Annotated in this window: 20 protein-coding genes and 4 pseudogenes; 5 read left to right on the plus strand and 19 right to left on the minus strand. The window is 68.5% G+C overall.

Annotated features, from left to right (window positions below):
• The first annotated feature begins 35 nt into the window (after positions 1-35).
• Positions 36-1,139: a sugar-binding protein gene (locus ABZ876_RS12940; protein ID WP_361778663.1), complete on the plus strand. Its 1,104-nt coding sequence runs from the start codon at positions 36-38 to the stop codon at positions 1,137-1,139.
• Positions 1,140-1,561: 422 nt separating this feature from the next.
• Here the strand turns inward: ABZ876_RS12940 and ABZ876_RS12945 are convergent, their stop codons facing one another.
• On the minus strand, positions 1,562-1,714 hold the full coding sequence (locus ABZ876_RS12945; protein WP_361778666.1) for a hypothetical protein: 153 nt from the start codon (positions 1,712-1,714) through the stop codon (positions 1,562-1,564).
• Positions 1,715-1,864: 150 nt separating this feature from the next.
• Between ABZ876_RS12945 and ABZ876_RS12950 the strand changes: the two genes are divergently transcribed.
• Positions 1,865-2,158, plus strand: coding sequence for a hypothetical protein (locus tag ABZ876_RS12950; protein ID WP_361778669.1), 294 nt, complete (start codon positions 1,865-1,867; stop codon positions 2,156-2,158).
• 46 nt (positions 2,159-2,204) lie between these two features.
• Here the strand turns inward: ABZ876_RS12950 and ABZ876_RS12955 are convergent.
• Positions 2,205-2,783 (minus strand): annotated as a pseudogene (locus ABZ876_RS12955) (helix-turn-helix domain-containing protein); the annotation flags it as partial.
• 332 nt (positions 2,784-3,115) lie between these two features.
• On the opposite strand from ABZ876_RS12955, the gene ABZ876_RS12960 reads away from it, so the two are divergent.
• Positions 3,116-4,453 carry a hypothetical protein gene (locus ABZ876_RS12960; RefSeq protein ID WP_361778672.1) on the plus strand — a complete coding sequence of 446 codons (1,338 nt, stop codon included), beginning with the start codon at positions 3,116-3,118 and terminating at the stop codon, positions 4,451-4,453.
• Between the two features lie 687 nt (positions 4,454-5,140).
• Here ABZ876_RS12960 and ABZ876_RS12965 read toward each other — a convergent pair.
• The 4 genes and pseudogenes from ABZ876_RS12965 to ABZ876_RS12980 form a co-directional block, all read right to left on the minus strand.
• Positions 5,141-5,878, minus strand: a complete 738-nt coding sequence (locus ABZ876_RS12965; protein ID WP_361778675.1) for an alpha/beta hydrolase — start codon at positions 5,876-5,878, stop codon at positions 5,141-5,143.
• Positions 5,879-6,016: 138 nt separating this feature from the next.
• A pseudogene (locus tag ABZ876_RS12970) lies at positions 6,017-6,362 on the minus strand (transposase); the annotation flags it as partial.
• A 941-nt stretch (positions 6,363-7,303) separates the two neighbouring features.
• Positions 7,304-7,849 (minus strand): DUF4142 domain-containing protein, encoded by a 546-nt coding sequence (locus ABZ876_RS12975; protein WP_361778678.1) that lies wholly within the window; start codon positions 7,847-7,849, stop codon positions 7,304-7,306.
• A 440-nt stretch (positions 7,850-8,289) separates the two neighbouring features.
• The gene (locus tag ABZ876_RS12980; RefSeq protein WP_361778681.1) at positions 8,290-8,475 is read right to left on the minus strand and encodes a hypothetical protein; all 186 of its coding nucleotides are present in this window, start codon (positions 8,473-8,475) and stop codon (positions 8,290-8,292) included.
• On the opposite strand from ABZ876_RS12980, the gene ABZ876_RS12985 reads away from it, so the two are divergent.
• Complete coding sequence (locus ABZ876_RS12985; RefSeq protein ID WP_361778684.1) at positions 8,474-8,659, plus strand: hypothetical protein; 186 nt, start codon at positions 8,474-8,476, stop codon at positions 8,657-8,659. The genes ABZ876_RS12980 and ABZ876_RS12985 overlap by 2 nt on opposite strands.
• Positions 8,660-9,130: 471 nt before the next feature.
• Here ABZ876_RS12985 and ABZ876_RS12990 read toward each other — a convergent pair whose 3' ends face one another.
• The 11 genes and pseudogenes from ABZ876_RS12990 to ABZ876_RS13040 form a co-directional block, all read right to left on the minus strand.
• The gene (locus ABZ876_RS12990; protein WP_361778687.1) at positions 9,131-9,685 is read right to left on the minus strand and encodes a hypothetical protein; all 555 of its coding nucleotides are present in this window, start codon (positions 9,683-9,685) and stop codon (positions 9,131-9,133) included.
• A gap of 341 nt (positions 9,686-10,026) precedes the next feature.
• Positions 10,027-10,680 (minus strand): MBL fold metallo-hydrolase, encoded by a 654-nt coding sequence (locus tag ABZ876_RS12995; protein ID WP_361778690.1) that lies wholly within the window; start codon positions 10,678-10,680, stop codon positions 10,027-10,029.
• 38 nt (positions 10,681-10,718) lie between these two features.
• Entirely contained in the window at positions 10,719-11,234 is a 516-nt protein-coding gene (locus tag ABZ876_RS13000) for a flavin reductase family protein (RefSeq protein ID WP_361778693.1), read from the minus strand.
• Positions 11,235-11,273: 39 nt separating this feature from the next.
• On the minus strand, positions 11,274-11,666 hold the full coding sequence (locus tag ABZ876_RS13005; protein WP_361779082.1) for a hypothetical protein: 393 nt from the start codon (positions 11,664-11,666) through the stop codon (positions 11,274-11,276).
• A gap of 42 nt (positions 11,667-11,708) precedes the next feature.
• Positions 11,709-11,938, minus strand: a pseudogene (locus tag ABZ876_RS13010) (IS630 family transposase); the annotation flags it as partial.
• Positions 11,939-12,162: 224 nt separating this feature from the next.
• On the minus strand, positions 12,163-12,852 hold the full coding sequence (locus tag ABZ876_RS13015; protein ID WP_361778696.1) for a hypothetical protein: 690 nt from the start codon (positions 12,850-12,852) through the stop codon (positions 12,163-12,165).
• Positions 12,849-13,862 (minus strand): hypothetical protein, encoded by a 1,014-nt coding sequence (locus tag ABZ876_RS13020; RefSeq protein WP_361778699.1) that lies wholly within the window; start codon positions 13,860-13,862, stop codon positions 12,849-12,851. The genes ABZ876_RS13015 and ABZ876_RS13020 overlap by 4 nt, the downstream gene beginning before the upstream one ends.
• Positions 13,859-14,173: a hypothetical protein gene (locus ABZ876_RS13025; RefSeq protein ID WP_361778702.1), complete on the minus strand. Its 315-nt coding sequence runs from the start codon at positions 14,171-14,173 to the stop codon at positions 13,859-13,861. Before ABZ876_RS13025 ends, ABZ876_RS13020 begins: the two co-directional genes overlap by 4 nt.
• A gap of 228 nt (positions 14,174-14,401) precedes the next feature.
• Entirely contained in the window at positions 14,402-14,878 is a 477-nt protein-coding gene (locus tag ABZ876_RS13030) for a thioesterase domain-containing protein (protein WP_361778705.1), read from the minus strand.
• Complete coding sequence (locus tag ABZ876_RS13035) at positions 14,772-15,137, minus strand: thioesterase domain-containing protein (protein ID WP_361778708.1); 366 nt, start codon at positions 15,135-15,137, stop codon at positions 14,772-14,774. Before ABZ876_RS13035 ends, ABZ876_RS13030 begins: the two co-directional genes overlap by 107 nt.
• Positions 15,138-15,342: 205 nt before the next feature.
• The gene (locus ABZ876_RS13040; protein ID WP_361778710.1) at positions 15,343-16,281 is read right to left on the minus strand and encodes a DMT family transporter; all 939 of its coding nucleotides are present in this window, start codon (positions 16,279-16,281) and stop codon (positions 15,343-15,345) included.
• Between the two features lie 158 nt (positions 16,282-16,439).
• Between ABZ876_RS13040 and ABZ876_RS13045 the strand changes: the two genes are divergently transcribed.
• A complete protein-coding gene (locus tag ABZ876_RS13045) occupies positions 16,440-16,892 on the plus strand; it encodes an Lrp/AsnC family transcriptional regulator (protein WP_361778713.1) in 453 nt (150 codons plus the stop codon).
• Here the strand turns inward: ABZ876_RS13045 and ABZ876_RS13050 are convergent.
• Positions 16,876-17,953 (minus strand): annotated as a pseudogene (locus ABZ876_RS13050) (histidinol-phosphate transaminase). The gene ABZ876_RS13045 and the pseudogene ABZ876_RS13050 overlap by 17 nt on opposite strands.
• A gap of 38 nt (positions 17,954-17,991) precedes the next feature.
• Positions 17,992-18,543: a hypothetical protein gene (locus tag ABZ876_RS13055; protein WP_361779052.1), complete on the minus strand. Its 552-nt coding sequence runs from the start codon at positions 18,541-18,543 to the stop codon at positions 17,992-17,994.
• Between the last annotated feature and the right edge of the window lie 144 nt (positions 18,544-18,687).

The raw sequence follows: 18,687 nt of genomic DNA on the forward strand, positions 1-18,687 counted from the left end.
ACTCCAGCACCACAGCAAGAAGGGCTAACCTCACCATGAAGAGAATCACCCGAAGCATCGCCGGGATCGGCGCCGTCGCCCTGCTCGCCCTGGGCACGGCATGCTCCAACGACCGCCAAGGCTCCACGGGCGGCAGCGGCGACAGCAAGGGCTTCGACAAGGGCTCTCTCATCGGCGTCGCGCTGCCCGCGAAGACGTCGGAGAACTGGGTGCTCGCCGGCGACCTGTTCACCAACGGCCTCAAGCAGGCGGGCTTCAAGGCCGACGTCCAGTATGCGGGCGCCTCGACCTCCGTCGCCGACCAACAGGCTCAGATCTCCTCCATGGTCACCAAGGGCGCGAAGGTCATCGTCATCGGTGCGACCGATGCCTCACAGCTCTCCACCCAGGTGGCACAGGCCAAGCAGGCCGGCGCGACCGTCATCGCCTACGACCGGCTCATCACCAACACGCCCGACGTCGACTACTACATCGCGTTCGACAACTACAAGGTCGGCCAGTTGCAGGGGCAGGCACTCCTGGACGGCATGAAGGCGAAGAAGCCGAAGGGCCCGTGGACGATCGAGTTGTTCTCCGGCTCGCCCGACGACAACAACTCCAAGGTCTTCTTCGACGGCGCGATGAGCGTGCTCAAGCCCCTGATCGACAAGGGCGACATCGTTGTCGGATCAGGGCAGAAGGACATCAAGCAGACCGCGATCCAAGGGTGGAAGGCGGAGAACGCGCAGCAGCGCATGGACTCGCTGCTGACCTCGACTTACCACGGCCCCAAGAAGCTCGACGGCGTCCTGTCGCCGAACGACACCCTTGCCCGCGCGATCATCACGTCGGTGAAGGGCGCCGGCAAGCCCGTTCCGGTCGTCACCGGTCAGGACTCCGAGGTCGAGTCAGTCAAGTCGATCATGGCCGGTGAGCAGTACTCGACCATCAACAAGGACACCCGCAAGCTCGTCGCCGAGACCGTCAACATGGTCAAGTCCCTGCAGAAGGCCGACAAGCCGGAGATCAACGACACCAAGTCGTACAACAACGGCAACAAGGTCGTCCCCGCCTACCTCCTCCCGCCGGTCATCGTGACGAAGAAGAACGCGGCCGAGGCCTACGCGAACGACCCCAAGCTGGCGCCGCTCACCAAGTAACACCGGCTGCACCTGCCGCGCGCCCCGCCCACCGTCCTCGGGGCGCGCGGCTCTGAGAGACGGCACACGGCCACCCGCCCTCCCCGAGAAGCCCTGACACTTCTCGGGGAGTCCGGCGTTACAGCCTCGGAGAACCGCTCAAGGAGTTCCGCACCTCGCGCCAGGTCACTCTGTGCAGAACCGATCAGTCGCGCTCCACCTGGCACCGCCACAGGGAAGGCCCCCCAGACGGGTGACCCCTTCGCGGCGCCGCCGTGTCCGGCGCACTCGCGCTCGGAGGAAACCCGGCCGGCACCGTGGGCAGCTTCGAGATCCGGCCTGCCTGTCCCGCGCAGGCCCCGGCCCCACAGCGGGCCGACACGTGCCGGCCGGACTCCCCCACTGCTGCCGCCGCGATACCTCGGTTGTCACGGCGCCGACGGTCAGGGGGCGGCGAATTCGTTGATGTGGGCCATGACCGGTACGCGGCGGGACGCGCCGCCCCGTACGGTCTGGATCATGGCCTGTCCCAGCTGCACGCTCCAGGTGGCGTAGCGCGGCGCGGTGCGCCGTAGCACCGGGTACAGCGGGGTCATCACCGGTACAGCAGGACCTAGTGCCGCATCAGACCACGTTCGCCCTGTCGCCGTCGCCTCGTGGAGTTGCGGTGGCGGCGTCGATCGGGTGGCTCGAGGTCGCCGCTCACGCCTGTTTCGGGTGTTGTTGGGCAGGCTAGGCTCGTGCTCGTGTCCGTCGATGACTTGCTTAGCCGGGCCGTGGGAGTGTTCGTCACGCGCGAGCCTCACGGCTTCCCGCATCTGGATCCAGACAGCCTCGAACGGGAATTCGGGGAGGCTGCCGCAGAGCTTCAGCCGAGGCTGGAGGCACTGGTGACGGAGATGATGGGGCTGGGGTTCCAGGGCGAGGATCTGGTGGCTGGAACACGGGCGGCGGAGACGATCATGAGCGAGCGGCATCCGGAGCTTGGTACGGAGGCTATAGCCGCGCTCGGCTTCTATTGCAGCTACTGCTGGCGCTGATGCAGCATCAGGCAACGCTCGCCCTATCGACGACCTTGCGGAGGCGCTTGCCGCCGCGTTCGGCCCACTGCCGCGCGGAGCGGGGTTGCAGGTTGAGCGGGCCGAACTCGTCCATGCAGAGACGACCTCCGGCTCACCGGGCTCGGCTAGGACCTCTCCGTCGGCGATTGCATAGAGGTGCTCGACCCGGGCCTTCTTGGCCTCGTAGTCGGGGTCGCTGGAGGTCTTCCAGGTCTTCACGCGTTGAAAGGAGACGCCCTCCTCGCGGAGCAGGACCCGCAGGCCCTCGTGGCTGATGTCGTCGACCATCCCCTCGGCGACCAGGAAGTCGGCCAGCTTGACCAGGCTCCAGGTCGAGAACGGCAGGCCGTGCTCGGCCGGCTTGGACTTGGCGATCTTCTTGATCTCGCGCCGCCCGGGGGGTGAAGGTCCTCGGGCGCCCGCCCTTGTACTTCGGGTAGAGCGCCTCGAAACCGTCGGCGTTGAAGTCGTGGATCACGTCCCGGACCCGGTCCGGACTGGTGAACGTCACTTCGGCGGCCCTCGCCACGGGCGTGCCCTGCGCGGACAGCAGCACTCCGGTGACCAGCCCTACCGCCAGGAGGACGGCACCGGCCTGTAGCACAGCGGGGCGCCGAAGGGGCGGTGAGCCGGTCACCGGTCAGTCCGCCAAGGGCCATGGTCGCGCTGCAGAGGGTGAACGCGGCAGCGCTGACGGCCGCCGTGGCGTGCAGGCCCTGGAGGCGCTCTCCGCGATCGAGGTGCCTCGTGAGGCATGGAGAAGCCGCCGTAAGCTTCATCTGGAAGGGTGAGTCGGCCGCCACATGGCGCAAACGGTCCAAGATGTGGGCTTGGTCTCTGCGTCGAACGCGTCGGCTATGGCCCATCGGGAGGATCGCAACGGCGACACCCAGCCGGCGGCATACCGCGGAGTTGGGCCAGTCGTTACAGCAAGCTGTGAGCAATGACGTACATGACGACCTCCCTCTTCTCGGCTCCGAGTTCGGGCTGAACGCCAGCCCTGGCCGCCCCCGGGCGTCCGCCCCTCTCATGGTCAAGGCGTTCGCAGACGTCGAGGGCCGCATCGCCGCTGAGGGCGTGGTGAACAGGCATACCGGAAACGCGGACGCGAAGGCCAAGAAATTGCGGACACTGCCCTTTGTGTCGGTGCTGGACACGGCGGCCGAGCCTGTCTTGCGCCACCGGGTGACCGCGGTGGTGGAATGCCTGCAGCAGGTTGTCCGCCGCTACTCACGCGACTCCGAGGTGCAGCGGCTGCTCGAGGTACCACCGATGCTGCACGAGTGGATCATGTGGCAGAAAAAGCCCGAGCGGCTGCGCGTGGACTTCTGCCGTCTGGATCTGCTGGGAGACACCATGGGCTCGGTACGTGTCCTGGAGTTCAATCCGAGCAGCCCCGGCGGCGTTCTCTCGCACGGCGTGCTGAATCGCGCGTGGCGCGCATCGGCGCTGGGCGATGTACTGAAGGATGCGGGAGCCGCCCAGGCGCCGATCGAGGCCGAGGAGTGGTTCGCTGAGTGGCTGACGGGGTTCGGGCGGCGGAAGGGGCTGAACGGCGAGGAAATCCGCCGTGTCGGCCTGTTCACCTCCGCCAACGGCACGAGCTTCGAGTTCGACCTCATGCGGGCGCAGTTGCGCAAACTCGGGTGCACCCCCGTGGTCCTGGAGGCCGATGATGCCAAGGAGGCGGCAGACCTACGACTCGGCTACCTCAAGTTGCAGAGCAACGTCAGCAAGACCGCCGACTGGGACGTCTTCCAGTCCCGGGTGGCCGAAGGGGATCTCATCATCCCCAATGTGCCCGCGGTGCGGTGGGTCGCGGAAAACAAGCTGTGCCTGGTCATCCTCTCCGACCCGCGCTTCCGTCACCTTTTCACAGCCGACCAGGCGAGCGCTCTGGACGCCCTCGTGCCGTTCAGCCGCAAACTCGGCGACGGCATTACGGAGCTGGAGACGGTGGCGGGGCGCGGCGACCTGGTCCTCAAAGCGCCCTACAGCTACTGGGGCCGGGACGTGTTCATCGGCATCGACACCGCACCGGACGTGTGGAAGGCCGTGGTCCGGGATCCTGCACATCGCGGCTGGCTCGTCCAGCAGCGCGTGCCGACCCGCGCCGTGCAGACCGACCGGGGAGCTTACTTCCGCGACCTGATCGTGCCCGTCCTCGACGGACGCGTCATCGGCTACGGAAGCCGTGTGAGCCAGAACCGCATCCTCAATGTCGCCCATGGAGCGGCTGCCACCACCGTCTTCGCCCCGTGCCTGTGCCCCTGACGGTGGTAACGATCTTCTGCGATACCCCGAGGTCGCGCCCGGGTTATCCGTATGCCGTTCACAGAGGGCGGCGTTGTGTCATTGATTGCTGCGCGACCTCAGAGGGGTGTCGCGGCTGACGGCGGACACCGGCTCTTGGCGGAGCCGGGTGTTGTCGTGGTGGCGGCTGCGGTGGCCCTGACGGTCGCGTCCGTGCGCTTGCCGAGCAGGCTGCACTCGCGGGTCTTCTCGGCGAGCTTCCGGCGGAGTCGCGTGATCTCTTCGTCGCGGCGGGCCTAGCCGGGTGTGGTGGTGCCCGGCGACATGGTTGCCCCACTCGGCGAGAATGGTGGTGGCCCGGCTGACGGAGGCCCGGCTGACCTGGGCTTCTCCTCGGCCAAGTTCGAGCCGCGTTCGACGCCAGGCCTTGAACGGCAAGCTGAGGTCGGCGCCGAGCCGCCGCCCTCAACCTCCGCCGACTCATCAACCGCGGACTCACCCGGACAGGCAGCACCTGGATGATCCCGGCCACCGCATAGGTGAGGGGCCCCACAGCCCACGGCCGCACAGCCCCACACCAAGATCTTCATGAGCCTTCCAGGCAGTGTCCGATGGGTCGTGTGGACGGCCTGGTGGTCTTTGCGTCGCGCGGCTGCTCGGAAGGCTCAAGGCGAGCTCCTGGCAAGCTCCTGGCAAGCGTGGCCCTGGTCAGCGAGCGATCTCGTCCAGCAGCGATGCCAGTTCGATCGGCCGGGAGAACATCGGCCAGTGCCCGGTTGGCAGGTGGCGCAGGTCCATTGCGGCCATCGGTTCGAAGACTGGGTTGCCGGTGTCGGCCAGCATGCGTACCTGTTCGGGAGTGAATGTTGAGGCGATCACCGAGCAGTGCGCATCCGGCGGCACCGTAGGCCGGTTCAGGGGGCGAGTGGCGGTCGCGAATGGCTGAGGTGTGGCCAACTTGACTATGCGCGCGAGTTGTTCGTTGGTGATTCCTGCCAAGTTGTCCGGGTCCGCTGCCAGGTCGAACGGCGGTACTGGCAGCTGCCAGCCGTCCCCCTGTTCCGCGACCTGCTTGCGCCACTCCTCCTGCCTCTGGGGCTTATTGAAGTCGATCACAGCCATGCCGCCGGGCAATGGGCCGGCGTCCACATATACGATCCGTGCGATCCGCTCCGGGATCCGGTCTGCGGCACCCGTAACCGGCAGGTTTGCTCCGCTGTGCCCGACCAGCACTACATCCCTCAGATCGTTGTCGTCGATGAGACGGACGATGTCATCCACGTGTGTGTAGACGTCCACATCGGGGGTGGCCTCGGCTGCCCGGTCGCCCAGGCCGGTCAGCGTGAGTGGGTAGACGTCATGTCCCGCTGCCCTCAGCTCCGGTGTCACTTCTTCCCATGCCCACGCTCCGAGCCAGAACCCGGGAACCAGAACGATCTCTGCCATGGCCACTCTCATTTCGCGCTTGCCCTGCGGTGTTGGACGCCAAGCTAGGCACAATGGCGGACACCAGCTGTCCTAAATCCGGGTGGCGACGGCGTCTTTCTGAGCAGTTCGAAACGCAGCCACTGGAGACTTCGGGAGTCACGGTCGGAGCCAGAGGCGTACGGCAGCAACGGTCCCGGTGCCGTGAAAGACGTATGCCCTCTTGTCGAAGCGTGTTGCCGCGGCCCCGTTGATCTTCAACCGGTTGATCAGCCGCTCGACTTCGTTTCTGCGGGCGTAGCGCGCTGGGTCAAAGCCGGCGGGCCTGCGCCGTGGCTGCCACGGCGTTGGCGGTGGCTTGCTGGTCACGGCGTTCGGGGATGGTGTGCTTGATCTGTCGACGCCCCAGGTACCGGCGGTTGCGGCGTGATGAGTAGCCTTTGTCGCCGCTGAGGTGATCGGGCCGGGTGCGGGGATGGCCGCCCGCCGGCCGGGGCACGCGAAGCGTTCCAGGATCGGGATCAGCGGCTGCTGCTGCACCGTTTACGTCGTCTGCGGCCCCGCACCCACCGGGACCTTCGCCCCTCCTGCAGGTACGGCACTCCCCCACGACCACTCCGCTGACGCTCCGCCCTTCCCCGAGGTGTCCGACGCGGGCTGCGAACCGGATGAACAGCCCGTCAACAGCAGTCAGGAGAGCAGCAACGACGGCTCGGCGCGGCAATTGGAAACCATGAGAAACCGTCATTCGCCGCCGCTCCTGCCTGCCCCCACGGGAGGAGCTGAGGTACAGGTGACCGAGGCCGGACGGGCGCTGGACCTGATCCGGCAGCCACCCGCTGAACTACCGTCGGGCCGCACGCTCGCCGCATGATCGAGACCGGCACCGGCTCCTGCCGCCTGGCCCATGCCAAGGCCCAGCAGAAGGGCGGCTGACCGAAGACGCCACCACCGCGATCACGCACCGGCTAACCCACCTTGGGGGGTTCGAAAGCAATCGGATCTCGCTGGCGGAGTCCTCCGACAGCGAGGCTGTCCTGTTCGTCTTCCGTCTCCAGGGCTGAGTCGTCCCATGCCGGGCACAACGGCACGTACTCCTCCCCCATGAAGTCGCCCCATAGCCCGCGCCGGGAAGGATGCCGGTTCGTCACGGCATGCCCGCAGGCATCCCAGCTGACCGCCGGAATTCCGTGCCGACGAAGAGTCTCAACAGCGTCAGCGTGGCCGGCGGCGCGGGTGCGTTGTGTAAGACGCTCCGCTCCGCTCCGTTGTGCCTGTGGCCTGGGCGCCTCCGGTCTCCGTTCACCGAATCGGCGTGCTTCTGGTGCTCAGTGGCGCCGGCACGCCCCGCACTTGCCGCACGCGCCGCGGTGCTTAGCCGCAGAGCGGCGGCATGCGCTGCTGCCGCCGCTCTCCGACTGCCGCCTCCCGTGCCGGCGGTCGGGTTCAGGTGCCTGTCCGCCCCATGCCGGTATGGCAGGTCCCGCCCCTGACCGCCTCAAGGTGCATTGCCACTGTGGCCCGGGCGGCCCGGGCGGCCTCGCGGATCTTGGCGTCCTTGCCGGAGGACACTTCCTTGTCGATCAGAGCAAGGGCCTGCCGGTGGCCCGTGTCCTGGCCCTGCAACCACATCCGGTTGTAGTCCCGTTTTCCGTGCAGGGACTTCAGCGTCGTGAGCTGTTTCTGCTGGTCGGCTGAAGCTGTGGAGGGCAGGATGATGCCCTTGCTGTGGGCCAGCGCCACGACCACCGCATCGAACTTGGTGTGGTCGCGCACGAGCATGTCCGCTACCTGTTTCACACAGGTGCTGGCCGTGTGCTTCTGGGCATCCTCCGCGGTGGCGATCTCGGCGAGATTGCCCTGGTGGATCATCTTGAGGAAGGTGGCGTCGGGTCCGGTGGCCGGGACCGCCGCCGTGGCCGGAGCGGTGAGTCCGGCCACGGCGAGCGCCATGGTCGCGACGGCTGTGCCGCACAGGCGGTTTATTCGCATAGTGACCTCCATGTGTCGTGGAACCGGATGATGAGCCGGCCGATGAGCCGGGCGCCCCCTGCAGCGGACGCGCCGACCCGCCGCCTCCCGGGCCATGCTGACTGCCTTCGCCACCCGCACGCCTTCCGAGCCACCCGACGGAAGTGACACATCCTCGGGGGAATCCGGGCCTGGCCTGAGCAACGAGACCATGCGCGCTCGCACGACCGGGTACGCCCGAACGAGTGAAGACCAGGGATCGCCGGCATCAGGCCGCTGCCCCGCGCTGCGGCCGCCGGCATCGTCGTCATGGCCGCGGCATCGGCGCTGACAGCCTGCGGGGGCAACGACAGAGATCAAGCGCCTCAGGTGCACGGGAGGCCTGCAGCATGACCTTCCCCGATGTCCCCGGCGATCCGCTCGTCGACACAACGGCGCCGAGTGCGACGCCGATGCCTGCGCTAGCCCGCTCGGCCGGCGGCCATCCAGGCTCGGCCCTCAAGCAGCCCGCGAAGGCGGCATGACCAGCCGCTTCCGCCGTGCCCCTGGTCGCGGGCGCCGGAGTAACGCAGCGGCCCGTCGGGGGCTGGGTCCAGCTTGGCGGGGTCGATGCCGAGGGCTCGGAGGATCCACAGGTCATCCCGCATGCCCGGCTCCTTGTCACTCGCCCCCCTTCTGGTGCTGGTGGGCAACACACCCCCTAATATCGAATATGCGAACGCACCCAGACCGCTGACCCGTCTCGATATGCTGCGGTTCGCCCGCCGCCTCGTCGAACAGCAGGCCGTACAGCAGCTAGCCGTCATTCGCCGGTGGATCGCCGACGAGTAGAGGCGCCAGGTCGAGCGGCGGCAGAGCGAATACCGGCGGTCCACAACCGGATTGGCCGACCAAGTACGGCCTCAACAAAGCCAACATCGACGCTGCCCACACCGGCGACTGCTGTGCAGCGGCCAAGAGCGGCCGCTGCCGCCCGGCAACCCGGCAACGGGCCCCGACGCCCTGCGGCAACTGGTACCGGCATGCGTCCACTGCCGTCCGGACACTGCACTCGGCATCCGGAGTAGCCCCATGCCAGCCGGGGTCTCGGTTGGAGCTGCCGGCGCGGAAGAAGTGAGCCAGCGCTGTCCTGACCCGCTCACGGTCGCGCAGTTCGTCGTGGCCGATCCGGAACGCTTCATATCCCTGGGAGCCGAGGCCGTCTGCCCGCACGCACCGCGCCACAGGTGCGGGGCGCGCCACACGGTGGCCGGCACAGCTGTGCAGGACGTGTTGCGCCATGCACGTCCCGGTCGAGGCGCGCTACTGCTGCCAGGCGGCGGCGCTCCGGTCGAAGTCCTCCTTGTAGCCGCGGCGCTGGGTGAGATCGGATTCGGTCGGCTGCGGGTGTACCGGCGGCTGCTGCGGGGCGGCCCACAGTTGGATCAGGTGGCGCTCGCCGCGGTCGCCGACGCCGGGCTCGGGGTCTGCGGTGCGGCAGTACAGGCGCATCCGGATCCACGCCGGCACATGGTCGGTGGGCAGCTGGAGCGGGGCGTCTTCGGGTTCGGCTTCTTCGAAGTCACCGCTGCCGAGGATGTAGATGACGGGGGTGTCCTCGGTGGCGTGCAGGCTCATCTCTTCCGCAGAGCCCCAGGCTGGGTCGGTCTCGGGCGGGGGCGGCCCGTCGTGAGTCTGCACGGTGATGATGATGGTGCCGGTATCGGTGTCGGTGAGGATGTGCGCCGTGTCCCTGCCGATGGGCCCGCACCGCCGGCCGTAAGGCCACTCGGGCGGCCATTCGTAGTCCTCGCCGAGCGCGAGGAGGTAGCCGTACTCGCCGGTCTCCGGCGTCAGGGTGGTCTCAGCGGTGATCATCGTGGTTTCCTCACGCGGAGGGGGCACCCCCGGCTCGCGGGGGTACCCCATGTTGCCGTACGGCCCGGCCTGGCAGACCGTCAGGCGAGGACGTACAACGGGTCGTGGTCCATGACGTGCATCGGCCGACGCCAGCTCGTGATCCGGGCGCCCTGGGTGTTGTTCTCGTTCGTGCTCACCCACGTAGTCTCACGCTGCGAGGCGGGCAGCTTCCTGCCGCCCTCGTAGGTTGAGGCGAACGGGTACTCGTCACGGTACGTGCGCCCCACCCGCCGCATGTCCGGCGGCGCTGTGCGGCCCCCGCAGACCGCCCGGCGGTTGCCGTTCTTCTTCTTCGTCCGTCACCAGCCCCGTTCCCGCCACTGCGGCAGGGCGGGCCGCTCCGCGCCGAGCGTGGTGTCCTTGCCATGGCCCGGGTAGACCCAGGTGTCGTCCGGGAGCCGGTCGAAGATCTTCGTCTCGACGTCGTGTAGGAGCGAGGCGAACCGCGCCGGGTCCTTCTCCGTGTTGCCGATGCCGCCCGGGAACAGGCTGTCCCCGGTGAACAGGTGCGGGTGGCCCTGCGGGTCGCGGTAGAGCAGCGCGGTGGAGCCCGGCGAGTGACCCACCAGATGGATGGCGGTGAGGGAGACGGCGCCGACCCGCACGGTGTCTCCGTCGTCCACCAGGACGTCGGCGACCGGGACGCCGGGTGCGTCGTCGCGTCCGACGAGGGAGCGGGCTCCGGTGGCGGCGACCACCTCGGCGAGGGCCCGGTGGTGGTCCCAGTGCCGGTGCGTGGTGAACACCGTGGCCAGACCTCCGTCGCCGATGAGGTTCAGCAGGGTCCGCGGCTCGGCCGCCGCGTCGATCAGCAGCTGCTCGCCGGTCGTCCGGCAGCGCAGGAGGTAGACGTTGTTGTCGATCTCGCCGACCGAAACCTTCGTGATCACAAGGTCGGTCGTCTCCCGGGTGTCCCCGGGGCCGCCGGCCTGGACGTCACCGGTGTAGCTCATCGTTGCTCGTGCCTTTCTGCGGGACCAGGTCCCGTCCGTCATGGGGCAGTTGAGGGTCTTCCGGTCAGGATGCCAGCCGTACGTAGCGCCCGGAGTTGGAAGACCAGCGGGCCCCCCGAGGCGGCCTCCGGACCGCCCGCCGTGGACCACTCCAGGGCCCTGGCGACGACCAGTTCGTGGTCGCCGGCCGGATGGATCTGCTCGATGGCGCAGTCCAGCCAGCCCAGCCCGCCCCACAGCAGGGGGTGCCCGGCCGGGGTGCGTACCCAGTCGCGGCCGGCGAACCGATCGGCGCCTCGGGTGGCGAAGGTCCGGCAGACCTCCTCGTGGTCCTCGCGCAGGATGGTCACCGCGAAGCCCCCGGCCGCGCGGATCGCCGGCCAGGTCGTCGAGGTGTGCGCCGCGCACAGCGCGATCAGCGGGGGCACGAGGGACACCGAAGTGAAGGAGTTGGCCGCCATTCCGGCGGGCCCGGCCTCGGTCTGCGCCGTGACCAGGACGACCCCCGTGGTGAAGCGGCCCAGCACATCTCGGAAGGATCGCTGAGTCGGCACCTTCGTCTCCACTTCCTACTTCCTTTCCCTGGGTGCCTGTCAGGCGTGGGTGACGAACTCGGCGAAACTCGGTCCGCGCAGCTTGAGTTGGGCGTGGACGTCGCCGCCCAGGCCGAACCGTCCGATGGCGCCCACGTAGTTCTGCTGGTAACTCATCCACAGCAGGACGACGTCCATGATCCGGTCACCGGCCGCGACCTCGGGGTCGGGGAACGGGTTCGGCATGCGCGCGTGGTAGCTGCCGTTGCCCTTGTGGTCGGCGATCAGCACGTTCGGCACCCCGAGCGGGCCCGGCCGCACCGGCCCCGAGGGGTCCAGGTCGCGACGCCGTACGGACATCACGGTGTAGAGGCTGTTGGGCAGCAGCCCGGTGAACTCGCAGCAGCCGGCGCTGGTGTGCCGGCTCCATCCCGCCGCGGCCGTCCGGTCCACCAGGGGATCGCGGGTGCCGGCGAAGACATGGATCGGGCAGGGCAGCGGCGCGCCGATGTCCTGCGCCGGGCGCCGGGACCGGATGATTCGCAGGTCCTCCCGCAGGCGGCCAGCGTGTCGGCGGCACCCTTCTTACGGCGGTTCACTCCCCACAAGGTGTCGTCGCCGACCGAGTAGCAGCCGTGGAAGTAGCGCACCCCGTGGGTGCGGTCGTAGCCGGCGTGCACCCGGTCGGGGTGCCCCTGACAGGCCCAGCCCGAGCCTGTGGGGCGGGTGGTGACCGTCTGAAAGGCCGGTGCACACGAACAGGCCCAGCCACCGCGCCCCCAGCTGTCGGATCGGAGGTCACCGCACATCCAACCGCCCCGACGACCGACCCGGCGAACCTACGCGGTCACAGCGCCACCGTGACCAGCCACTTCAGGATGGTGGGCCTTCACTGACCGCCGGGCAGGATCCGTACCAAGACGCGCCCCGTTTCCACTGGCGCGTCGGCTCAGGGTCGCGGGGGTGGGACGATGCCCTGACTCAGCGCCTCCAGAGCCCGGGCCTGCTCCTTGGCGACCTCGACCGCAGCCAGGGAGCCGTCGGCGAAGTGCAGGTCCACGCGTTCCGAGAGCCATGTATGCCGAACGGCGACGCTGCGAAGCTGTCCCGGCAGTATCTCGCCCAGACGCCGGGCCTCCTTGAGCTGCGTTCCGGGCGGGACCTTGCCAAGAAGGGCCCCCTTCTTGGCAGAGACCGTGCACATCAGCAGGATCCTGCGGTCGGTGAAGACCAGCAGCACCTGTTCGTTGTCGTAGGTGCTCGGGGTGCGGGGTCCGGTGCGCACAGCGATCGCGAACTGGCCGGCCATGCTCTGCCATCCGCCAGTGAGACCGGCCCCGCGCACGATGCGTCGGAGCCTGCGGATGATGCCGAAGTCGAAGTTCTCTACGGCATCCGCGGCCGATTCGGCACCTTCGGCGGCGCCGTCCACCGCGCCGAGCGTGCCCCTCCACCGCTTGCCGGGCCGCAACTCGCGGGGGAGGGTGCGACGGATCAGATCGCTCAGCTTCACGTCGACGATCCCGAGCAGTCGCTCGTGCGGCTGCAGCCACGGTGCGATCAACGGCACATGGGAGCCGACGCCGTACAGGTGCGGCTCGAAGATGGGCTGTGGCGGGCCGTACTGGCCGGCGCTCATCCGAAGTCCTCCTCGATCCGTGTCTTCGGCACATGGTACGGGGCCTCGTTCTTGCGGCCGTCGAGCTGGCCGGTCACGGCGTCGACGGCGGGATCCTTGCTCAGCCCGTCCTTGACCGCGCTCGTCGGGCCGTCGGCGCCGACCACCAGTCCGACTCCGCCTGCGATGACGCCCTTGGCGGTGCCGTACACGGCCTTGGTGCCCCTGGCGGCCGCGAACTCTCCGAGGTTCTCCATCGACGGGGAGCGGACCAAGTCCCTGATGCTCTTGGCCCTGTTGCCCATGCCGCCGATCTTCCGCACGGCCTTGGCCGCCTTCAGGCCGTCCTTGATGGTACGGAAGGACTTGCCGGCTTCCTTGATCTTGCGGACCGCCGCCATCAGCTCCTCCAGCGTCTTCGCCAGGCGGGCGGAGACCCGTTCCACCCGCGCGATGAACACGGCGATCTCGGCTTCCGCCACGAGGGCGTCGGCAGCCGTCGCAAGGCCGAGGGTCAGGATGTCGACGGCGATCATCGCGGCGAGCGAGACGATCAGCGCCTCGATCGCCTCCCGGATGATCTCGATGATCATGTTTTCGGCGAGCTGGCAGGCGGCAGCCGCCTGGCTGATGATCTGTGCGATCTCGTCCATGTCCTTGGCGGTGCCGTCGATGGCCTCGACGACCTGGCCCATGTGCCTGCCGAACGCATTCGACGCAACGCCTTCCCACTGCCCGGCGAGTGTGCCGCCACCCTCACGCAGAGCGGTGCTGACTGCCCGCATCGCCTTCGCCTGGGCCTGCCACTCATGGGCGGCCGCAGTGAGTCCGGCGAGGTTGCCGGTGACCTCCTCCAGCATGTCCATCAGCCCGGTGGAGTCGAGCGCCGCCTTGACGATGCTGTCCAGACCCGCGTCCAAGCCGTCCGCGACGGGATTCTCGATCTCCGGAAGTGGGATCAACGGCTCGTCGACGAAGTCCCGCGTCCACTTGTACGCGTCGCCCGCCTGCTGGAAAGTGCCGCCACTCACCGTCCGCCTCCGAAGGAGGCCTCGATGTGCACGTCCTGGCTCTCGTAGTTCATCGCCGAGTCCTGGAGACCCTCGCAGGTGTCGCGAAGGATCTCGAGCAGGTCGGTGAAGTTGTCCCGCTCGGCCTGCACGTGCTCCTGGTACGCCTCGTAAAGGTTGTGCGCGTTCGGCAGTTTGCCGAAGTCAGTCGACGACAGCGGCACCGACTCCAGACTCGTCCGGATCCGCGCGATCTGCTCGGCCTGGGCCTGGATGACCTGGTCGTACGACTTCAGCGCGCCCGGATGGACCCGAAATCCCTGATCCCCCACAGCATCTCCCTGATTGCGGAACAGGCACGTCATCATACTTGGCGGATCGCTGACCGAACGTCAGGCTGGTGTACTGGGAGTCCTTGTCGCCGTGGTGTACGACAGTCCTTCGGTGACAGCCGTGCACACGAGCCGACCGGGCGGCCGCGGCGGCTCGCTCAGGGTCACCCAACTCCACGTCTCGCGGGGCGAGGTAGTCGACTTCGAGCGCCGAGTGAAACTCGCAGGTTAACCCGCAATGGATTTCCGCCACTTTGCACAGGAATGGAGCGACATTGCTCTCAGCAACCGCTCCGCGCACGTCAGGCTCCCCCACGCGCTGAGCAGGTCCAGGCCTACGCCGGGATCGCGGCGCCCGCCCATCGCCGTGATCGGCACCTGGAGGGGACCCCGGTGGTGGATGTACGTCTCCCAGACCTCGAGGTCCGCGCGGAACAAGGGAAGCAGGAGCTGCATCAGCTCCGGCTGGGCGAGTACCTCCGGTGACGTCCCTTCCAGCTTCGCGATGACCGTCACCAGCTCGTCGTCCGGCAGGTCGCACAGCCGTGGCCCCGTAGGCGGTATGTGCCGCGCACCCAGCCCCGAGACGAACAGATGTCTAGGAGGCCTGCCGAGCGCGGACAGCACATGCGCCAGTTCGTAGCAGAGCAGAGCGCCCATGCTGTGCCCGAACAGGGCGAAGTTCCCTCCTGCGCGGCCCGCCACGGGGCCCTTCGAGTCCGCCGACGAGCTCCGCGGCCGTATCGAGCGCCGGCTCCCTGTGGCGGCTCTCCCGTCCCGGCAGCTTCACGGGTACCGCCTCGATACCTGGAGCCAGCAGCGCAGGCCAGTCCCGGTAGACCGACGCGCCGGCCCCGGCGTGGGCCAGGCAGAACAACTGGATCGCGTCCCCGTCCAGTGCCGGCGGAGGAGTGGCCTCCGGCCGGCACGGAGGGAACCACGACGCGTCGGTCGTCTTCGTCATGGACGCCCTTCCCCGGGCTGAACGGCCGGCTCGGGCACAGGCGCGGCGGAGGCCCTAAGCACCCGACGAGTGGCGCCGCCGCCCACGACCTCGTGATGAACGGCCGGCGCCGTTCCGGCGCCGGCCGGAAAGCATGCGCTGTGGGCCTCGCTGAACCTGATGCGTCGCCGGTGCGGCCTCGGTGGGAAAGTGGTCCGCGGAGCGTTCAGGCGCGCTCGCCGGCCGAGACCGGCTCGACAATCGCGGGCTTCTCCACGGCCGTTCGGCGCTCGACCACCCCGAGCGCCACACCGGCGATGATGATCGCGCCGCCGAAGGCCTGCGGGAGCCGGACCGTCTCTCCGTTGATCACCACGGCCCCGAGCACTCCGAACACCGGCACCAGGTTGAGGATGTTGACCGCGACGCTCGACGTCATGTGGCGCAGGCCGTAGTTGTACAGAAGAAAGCCGCCGACGGAACATGCCACGGCCAGATAGGCGAGAAGCAGCCAGGCCGTCCCGCCCGGCGACTGCCAGTCGCCGATCTCCAGGCACGAGGCGAGCAGGAAGCCGGCGGCGCCCGCCACGGTCTGGTAGTAGGTGAGGTTCACCGAGTCCTGCCCGCGGCCCGCATACTTGGCCAGCACGTTGTACCCGGCCCACACCAACCCGCCGAACAGCAGCAGGACATCGCCGAGCCAGCGCTCGCCGCCTCCGACCTCCGCCCCGTTGCGCACGACCAGGAAGGCGCCCACGGTGGCGAGCAGCACACCGCCGACCCGGGGCAGCGGCATCCTGGTCCGGAAGATCACGAGCTCCAGGAGCATGGTCATCAGCGGGTACGTGGCCACGATCAGGGAGGCGTCGGAGGCCGTCGACAGCTCCACACCGATGTTCTCCAGCACGAAGTAGGCGGTGATACCGAGCAGGCCGCTCAGGTAGATCATGCGCCGCTGCCGGGCCTCCGGCCGTGCCACCGGGTTGCGGCGCACGCGCACCATGACCGCGAGCAGGCCGGCGGCGATCGTGAAGCGGATGGCCCCGATGCTCAGCGGCCCGACGTCCGCCAGCACCTGCTTGGTCACCGCATAAGAGCTGCTCCAGAAGAGCGCGGCCGCCACGACGGCACAGATCGCCCAGGCCCTCCCCCTCCGCTCGTCCACCGTCGATCTCCCCTTCCGCCCGTACTCCCCGACTCCGCCCGGCGCGCAACGTACAGAAACGAATCATGGACGGAACAATTGCGGGCATGCTAGCAATCACACGGGAACTAGGGCATGCTTGTCGAATATAATTCGGCGACGATGGGGTGTGACGGAACGTGGACGAACTTGATTCGGCGTTGCTGCGGCTTCTCCAGCAAGACGGTCGGCGCACCAACCGGGACCTTGCACAGGAGTTGGGGATCGCACCCTCGACCTGCCTGGAGCGGGTGCGCTCCCTGCGGGAGCGCGGAGTGCTGCTCGGATTCCACGCCGAGGTGGATCTCACCTCGCTGGGCCGGGGACTGCAGGCGATCATCGCCGTGCGGGTGCGGCCGCCGACTCGTGCGCTCATCGAGCAGTTCCAGGCCTTCGTGGCGCGGATGCCTGAGGTGATCTCGGTCTTCGTGCTGACGGGCACCGACGACTTCCTCCTCCATGTGGCGGTTCGCGACACGGACCATCTGCACTCGGTGGTCCTGGACAAGCTGACCGAACGACAGGAACTCGCGGACGTGCGCACCTCGGTGGTCTACGGGCACCTGCGGAAGACCGTCATCGACCCGATATGAGGTCCTCCAAGGTCGCGATCAGCAGATCGTTCGCCTCCGGGCGGGCGACCGTGATCCGCAGACCGGCGCCGGAGAAGGTGCGCACCAGCAGCCCTCGCTGCTCGAGTGCGGCGGCGACCCGGTCGGAGTCCGCGCCGCGCGGCATCCCGAGGAAGTTGGTCTCGCTGGGCGGGGCACTCCAGCCCTGACGGCCGAGGGCCTCCCGCAACCGCTCCCGCTCGGCGATGATCCGGTCCACCTGGTGCAGGATTTCGTACTCCGCGTTCGGTGCGGCCAGGGCCGCCTGCTCCGCGATCCGGCTCACCCCGCACGGCACGGCGCACTTGCGCATCGCCTCGGCGATCCGGGGGGTGGGCCACGCCGTAGCCGACCCGCAGCCCGGCCAGCCCGTAGGCCTTCGATAAGGTGCGCAGCACCACCAGGTTGGGCCGGTCACGATGGAGTTCCACCCCGTCCGGCGCCTCCGTTCCCTGGTAGAACTCGAAGTACGCCTCGTCCGGCACCACCAGGACATGGCTCGGCACCCGGTCCAGGAACCGCTTGAGCTCGGCGGCGCCGACGGCGGTGCCCGTGGGGTTGTTGGGCTCGCACAGCAGCACCATGATGGTCCGCGGTGTGATGGCCGCGGCCATGGCCTCCAGGTCATGGGTCTCGTCGCTGAGCGGCACCTCGACCGGAAGGGCGCCGGCCATCCGCACGGCGATCGAAAAGGCCTCGAACGAGGGCCAGGCGTAGACGACTTCGTCGCCCGGCGAGAGCATGGCCTGCCCGATCTGCTGGTAGATGCCGACCGACCCCGGACCGGTGAGCACATGCGTGTGCGGGACCTCCAGCTTGCGGGCGAGGGCGTCCGTCGGCTGTTCCGGGAAGAGGCCCGGGTAGAGGTTGGTGCGCGATGCCGCCGCGGACATCGTTTCCAGGGCCGAAGGCAGCGGCGGACAGGGGTTCTCGTTGAGGAAGAGCCGGTACGACGTGCCCGTGGCGGGCGGTTGCGGCGGTTTGGGCACGTAGGCCGGGATGCCGTCGAGCACGGCGCGCGGCACGGGCAACTGAGCACTCACTGCGGTCGTTCTCCTCTGCTGTGTCCCGGGGGTGTCGGTCAGTCGAGTTCGAAGGTGCGGCCCGGCCCACGGGCTGCGGCCTCCTCGGCGATGGCGAAGCCGGACATGGTGTCCTGCACGCCGGGGCCGAGGGACTTGAAGACGGTGATCTCCGTGTCCTCGCGGCGTCCGGGACGGGTGCCGAGAAGCACTTCGCCCAGCTCGGCCCGGATGTGGTCGGGTCCCACCAGGCCCTCGGTGAGCGGTGCGCGCAGATCACCGGACTCGGCGAGAGCCGATTCCCGGCTGTCGACGAAGAAGGACGCGCCCGCCACGGCCTGGGAGGACAGCTCGCGATGGTCGCTGAAGGAGGCTCCGACGGCGTTGACGTGCACGCCAGGTGCGAGGTCCGGGGCCTGGACGACGGGCTCCCTGGCCGCCGTCGTCGTGCACACCAGGTCGGCTCCGGCCAGTGCCTGCGCCGGAGTGCTCACGGTCTCCACCTCGATGCCCAGCTCCGCGGCCGCGGCGGTGCGCAGTGGACTTCGAGGGCGAGGACGGTCTCCTGCCCTTCTTTGGTGCCCTACCCCGCAGCGGTACACCATCCACATCCACGGGAACGACGGCTTGATCCACGTCAAGCCGTGTTCACACTCCTTTCTGGTGCACCCCGTACGCACTGTCCGGCCCGCTTCGAAAACAGTTCGGTTTCCCGCGACGGACGCCGCCTGCCTCCTCGTAGAGCAGACGAAGGC

The organism is Streptomyces sp. NPDC046931, assembly GCF_040644655.1.
In the GTDB taxonomy this organism is placed as follows: Bacteria; Actinomycetota; Actinomycetes; order Streptomycetales; family Streptomycetaceae; genus Streptomyces.

Excerpts from the sequence above, each read along its gene's own strand:
- ABZ876_RS12940 (WP_361778663.1), top strand. The coding sequence starts at position 36 with ATGAAGAGAATCACCCGAAGCATCGCCGGGATCGGCGCCGTCGCCCTG.
- ABZ876_RS12945 (WP_361778666.1), bottom strand. The coding sequence starts at position 1,714 with ATGACCCCGCTGTACCCGGTGCTACGGCGCACCGCGCCGCGCTACGCC.
- ABZ876_RS12965 (WP_361778675.1), bottom strand. The coding sequence starts at position 5,878 with ATGGCAGAGATCGTTCTGGTTCCCGGGTTCTGGCTCGGAGCGTGGGCA.
- ABZ876_RS12975 (WP_361778678.1), bottom strand. The coding sequence starts at position 7,849 with ATGCGAATAAACCGCCTGTGCGGCACAGCCGTCGCGACCATGGCGCTC.
- ABZ876_RS12985 (WP_361778684.1), top strand. The coding sequence starts at position 8,474 with ATGCCCGGCTCCTTGTCACTCGCCCCCCTTCTGGTGCTGGTGGGCAAC.
- ABZ876_RS12980 (WP_361778681.1), bottom strand. The coding sequence starts at position 8,475 with ATGCGGGATGACCTGTGGATCCTCCGAGCCCTCGGCATCGACCCCGCC.
- ABZ876_RS12990 (WP_361778687.1), bottom strand. The coding sequence starts at position 9,685 with ATGATCACCGCTGAGACCACCCTGACGCCGGAGACCGGCGAGTACGGC.
- ABZ876_RS12995 (WP_361778690.1), bottom strand. The coding sequence starts at position 10,680 with ATGAGCTACACCGGTGACGTCCAGGCCGGCGGCCCCGGGGACACCCGG.
- ABZ876_RS13015 (WP_361778696.1), bottom strand. The coding sequence starts at position 12,852 with ATGAGCGCCGGCCAGTACGGCCCGCCACAGCCCATCTTCGAGCCGCAC.
- ABZ876_RS13035 (WP_361778708.1), bottom strand. The coding sequence starts at position 15,137 with ATGACGAAGACGACCGACGCGTCGTGGTTCCCTCCGTGCCGGCCGGAG.
- ABZ876_RS13055 (WP_361779052.1), bottom strand. The coding sequence starts at position 18,543 with ATGTGGATGGTGTACCGCTGCGGGGTAGGGCACCAAAGAAGGGCAGGA.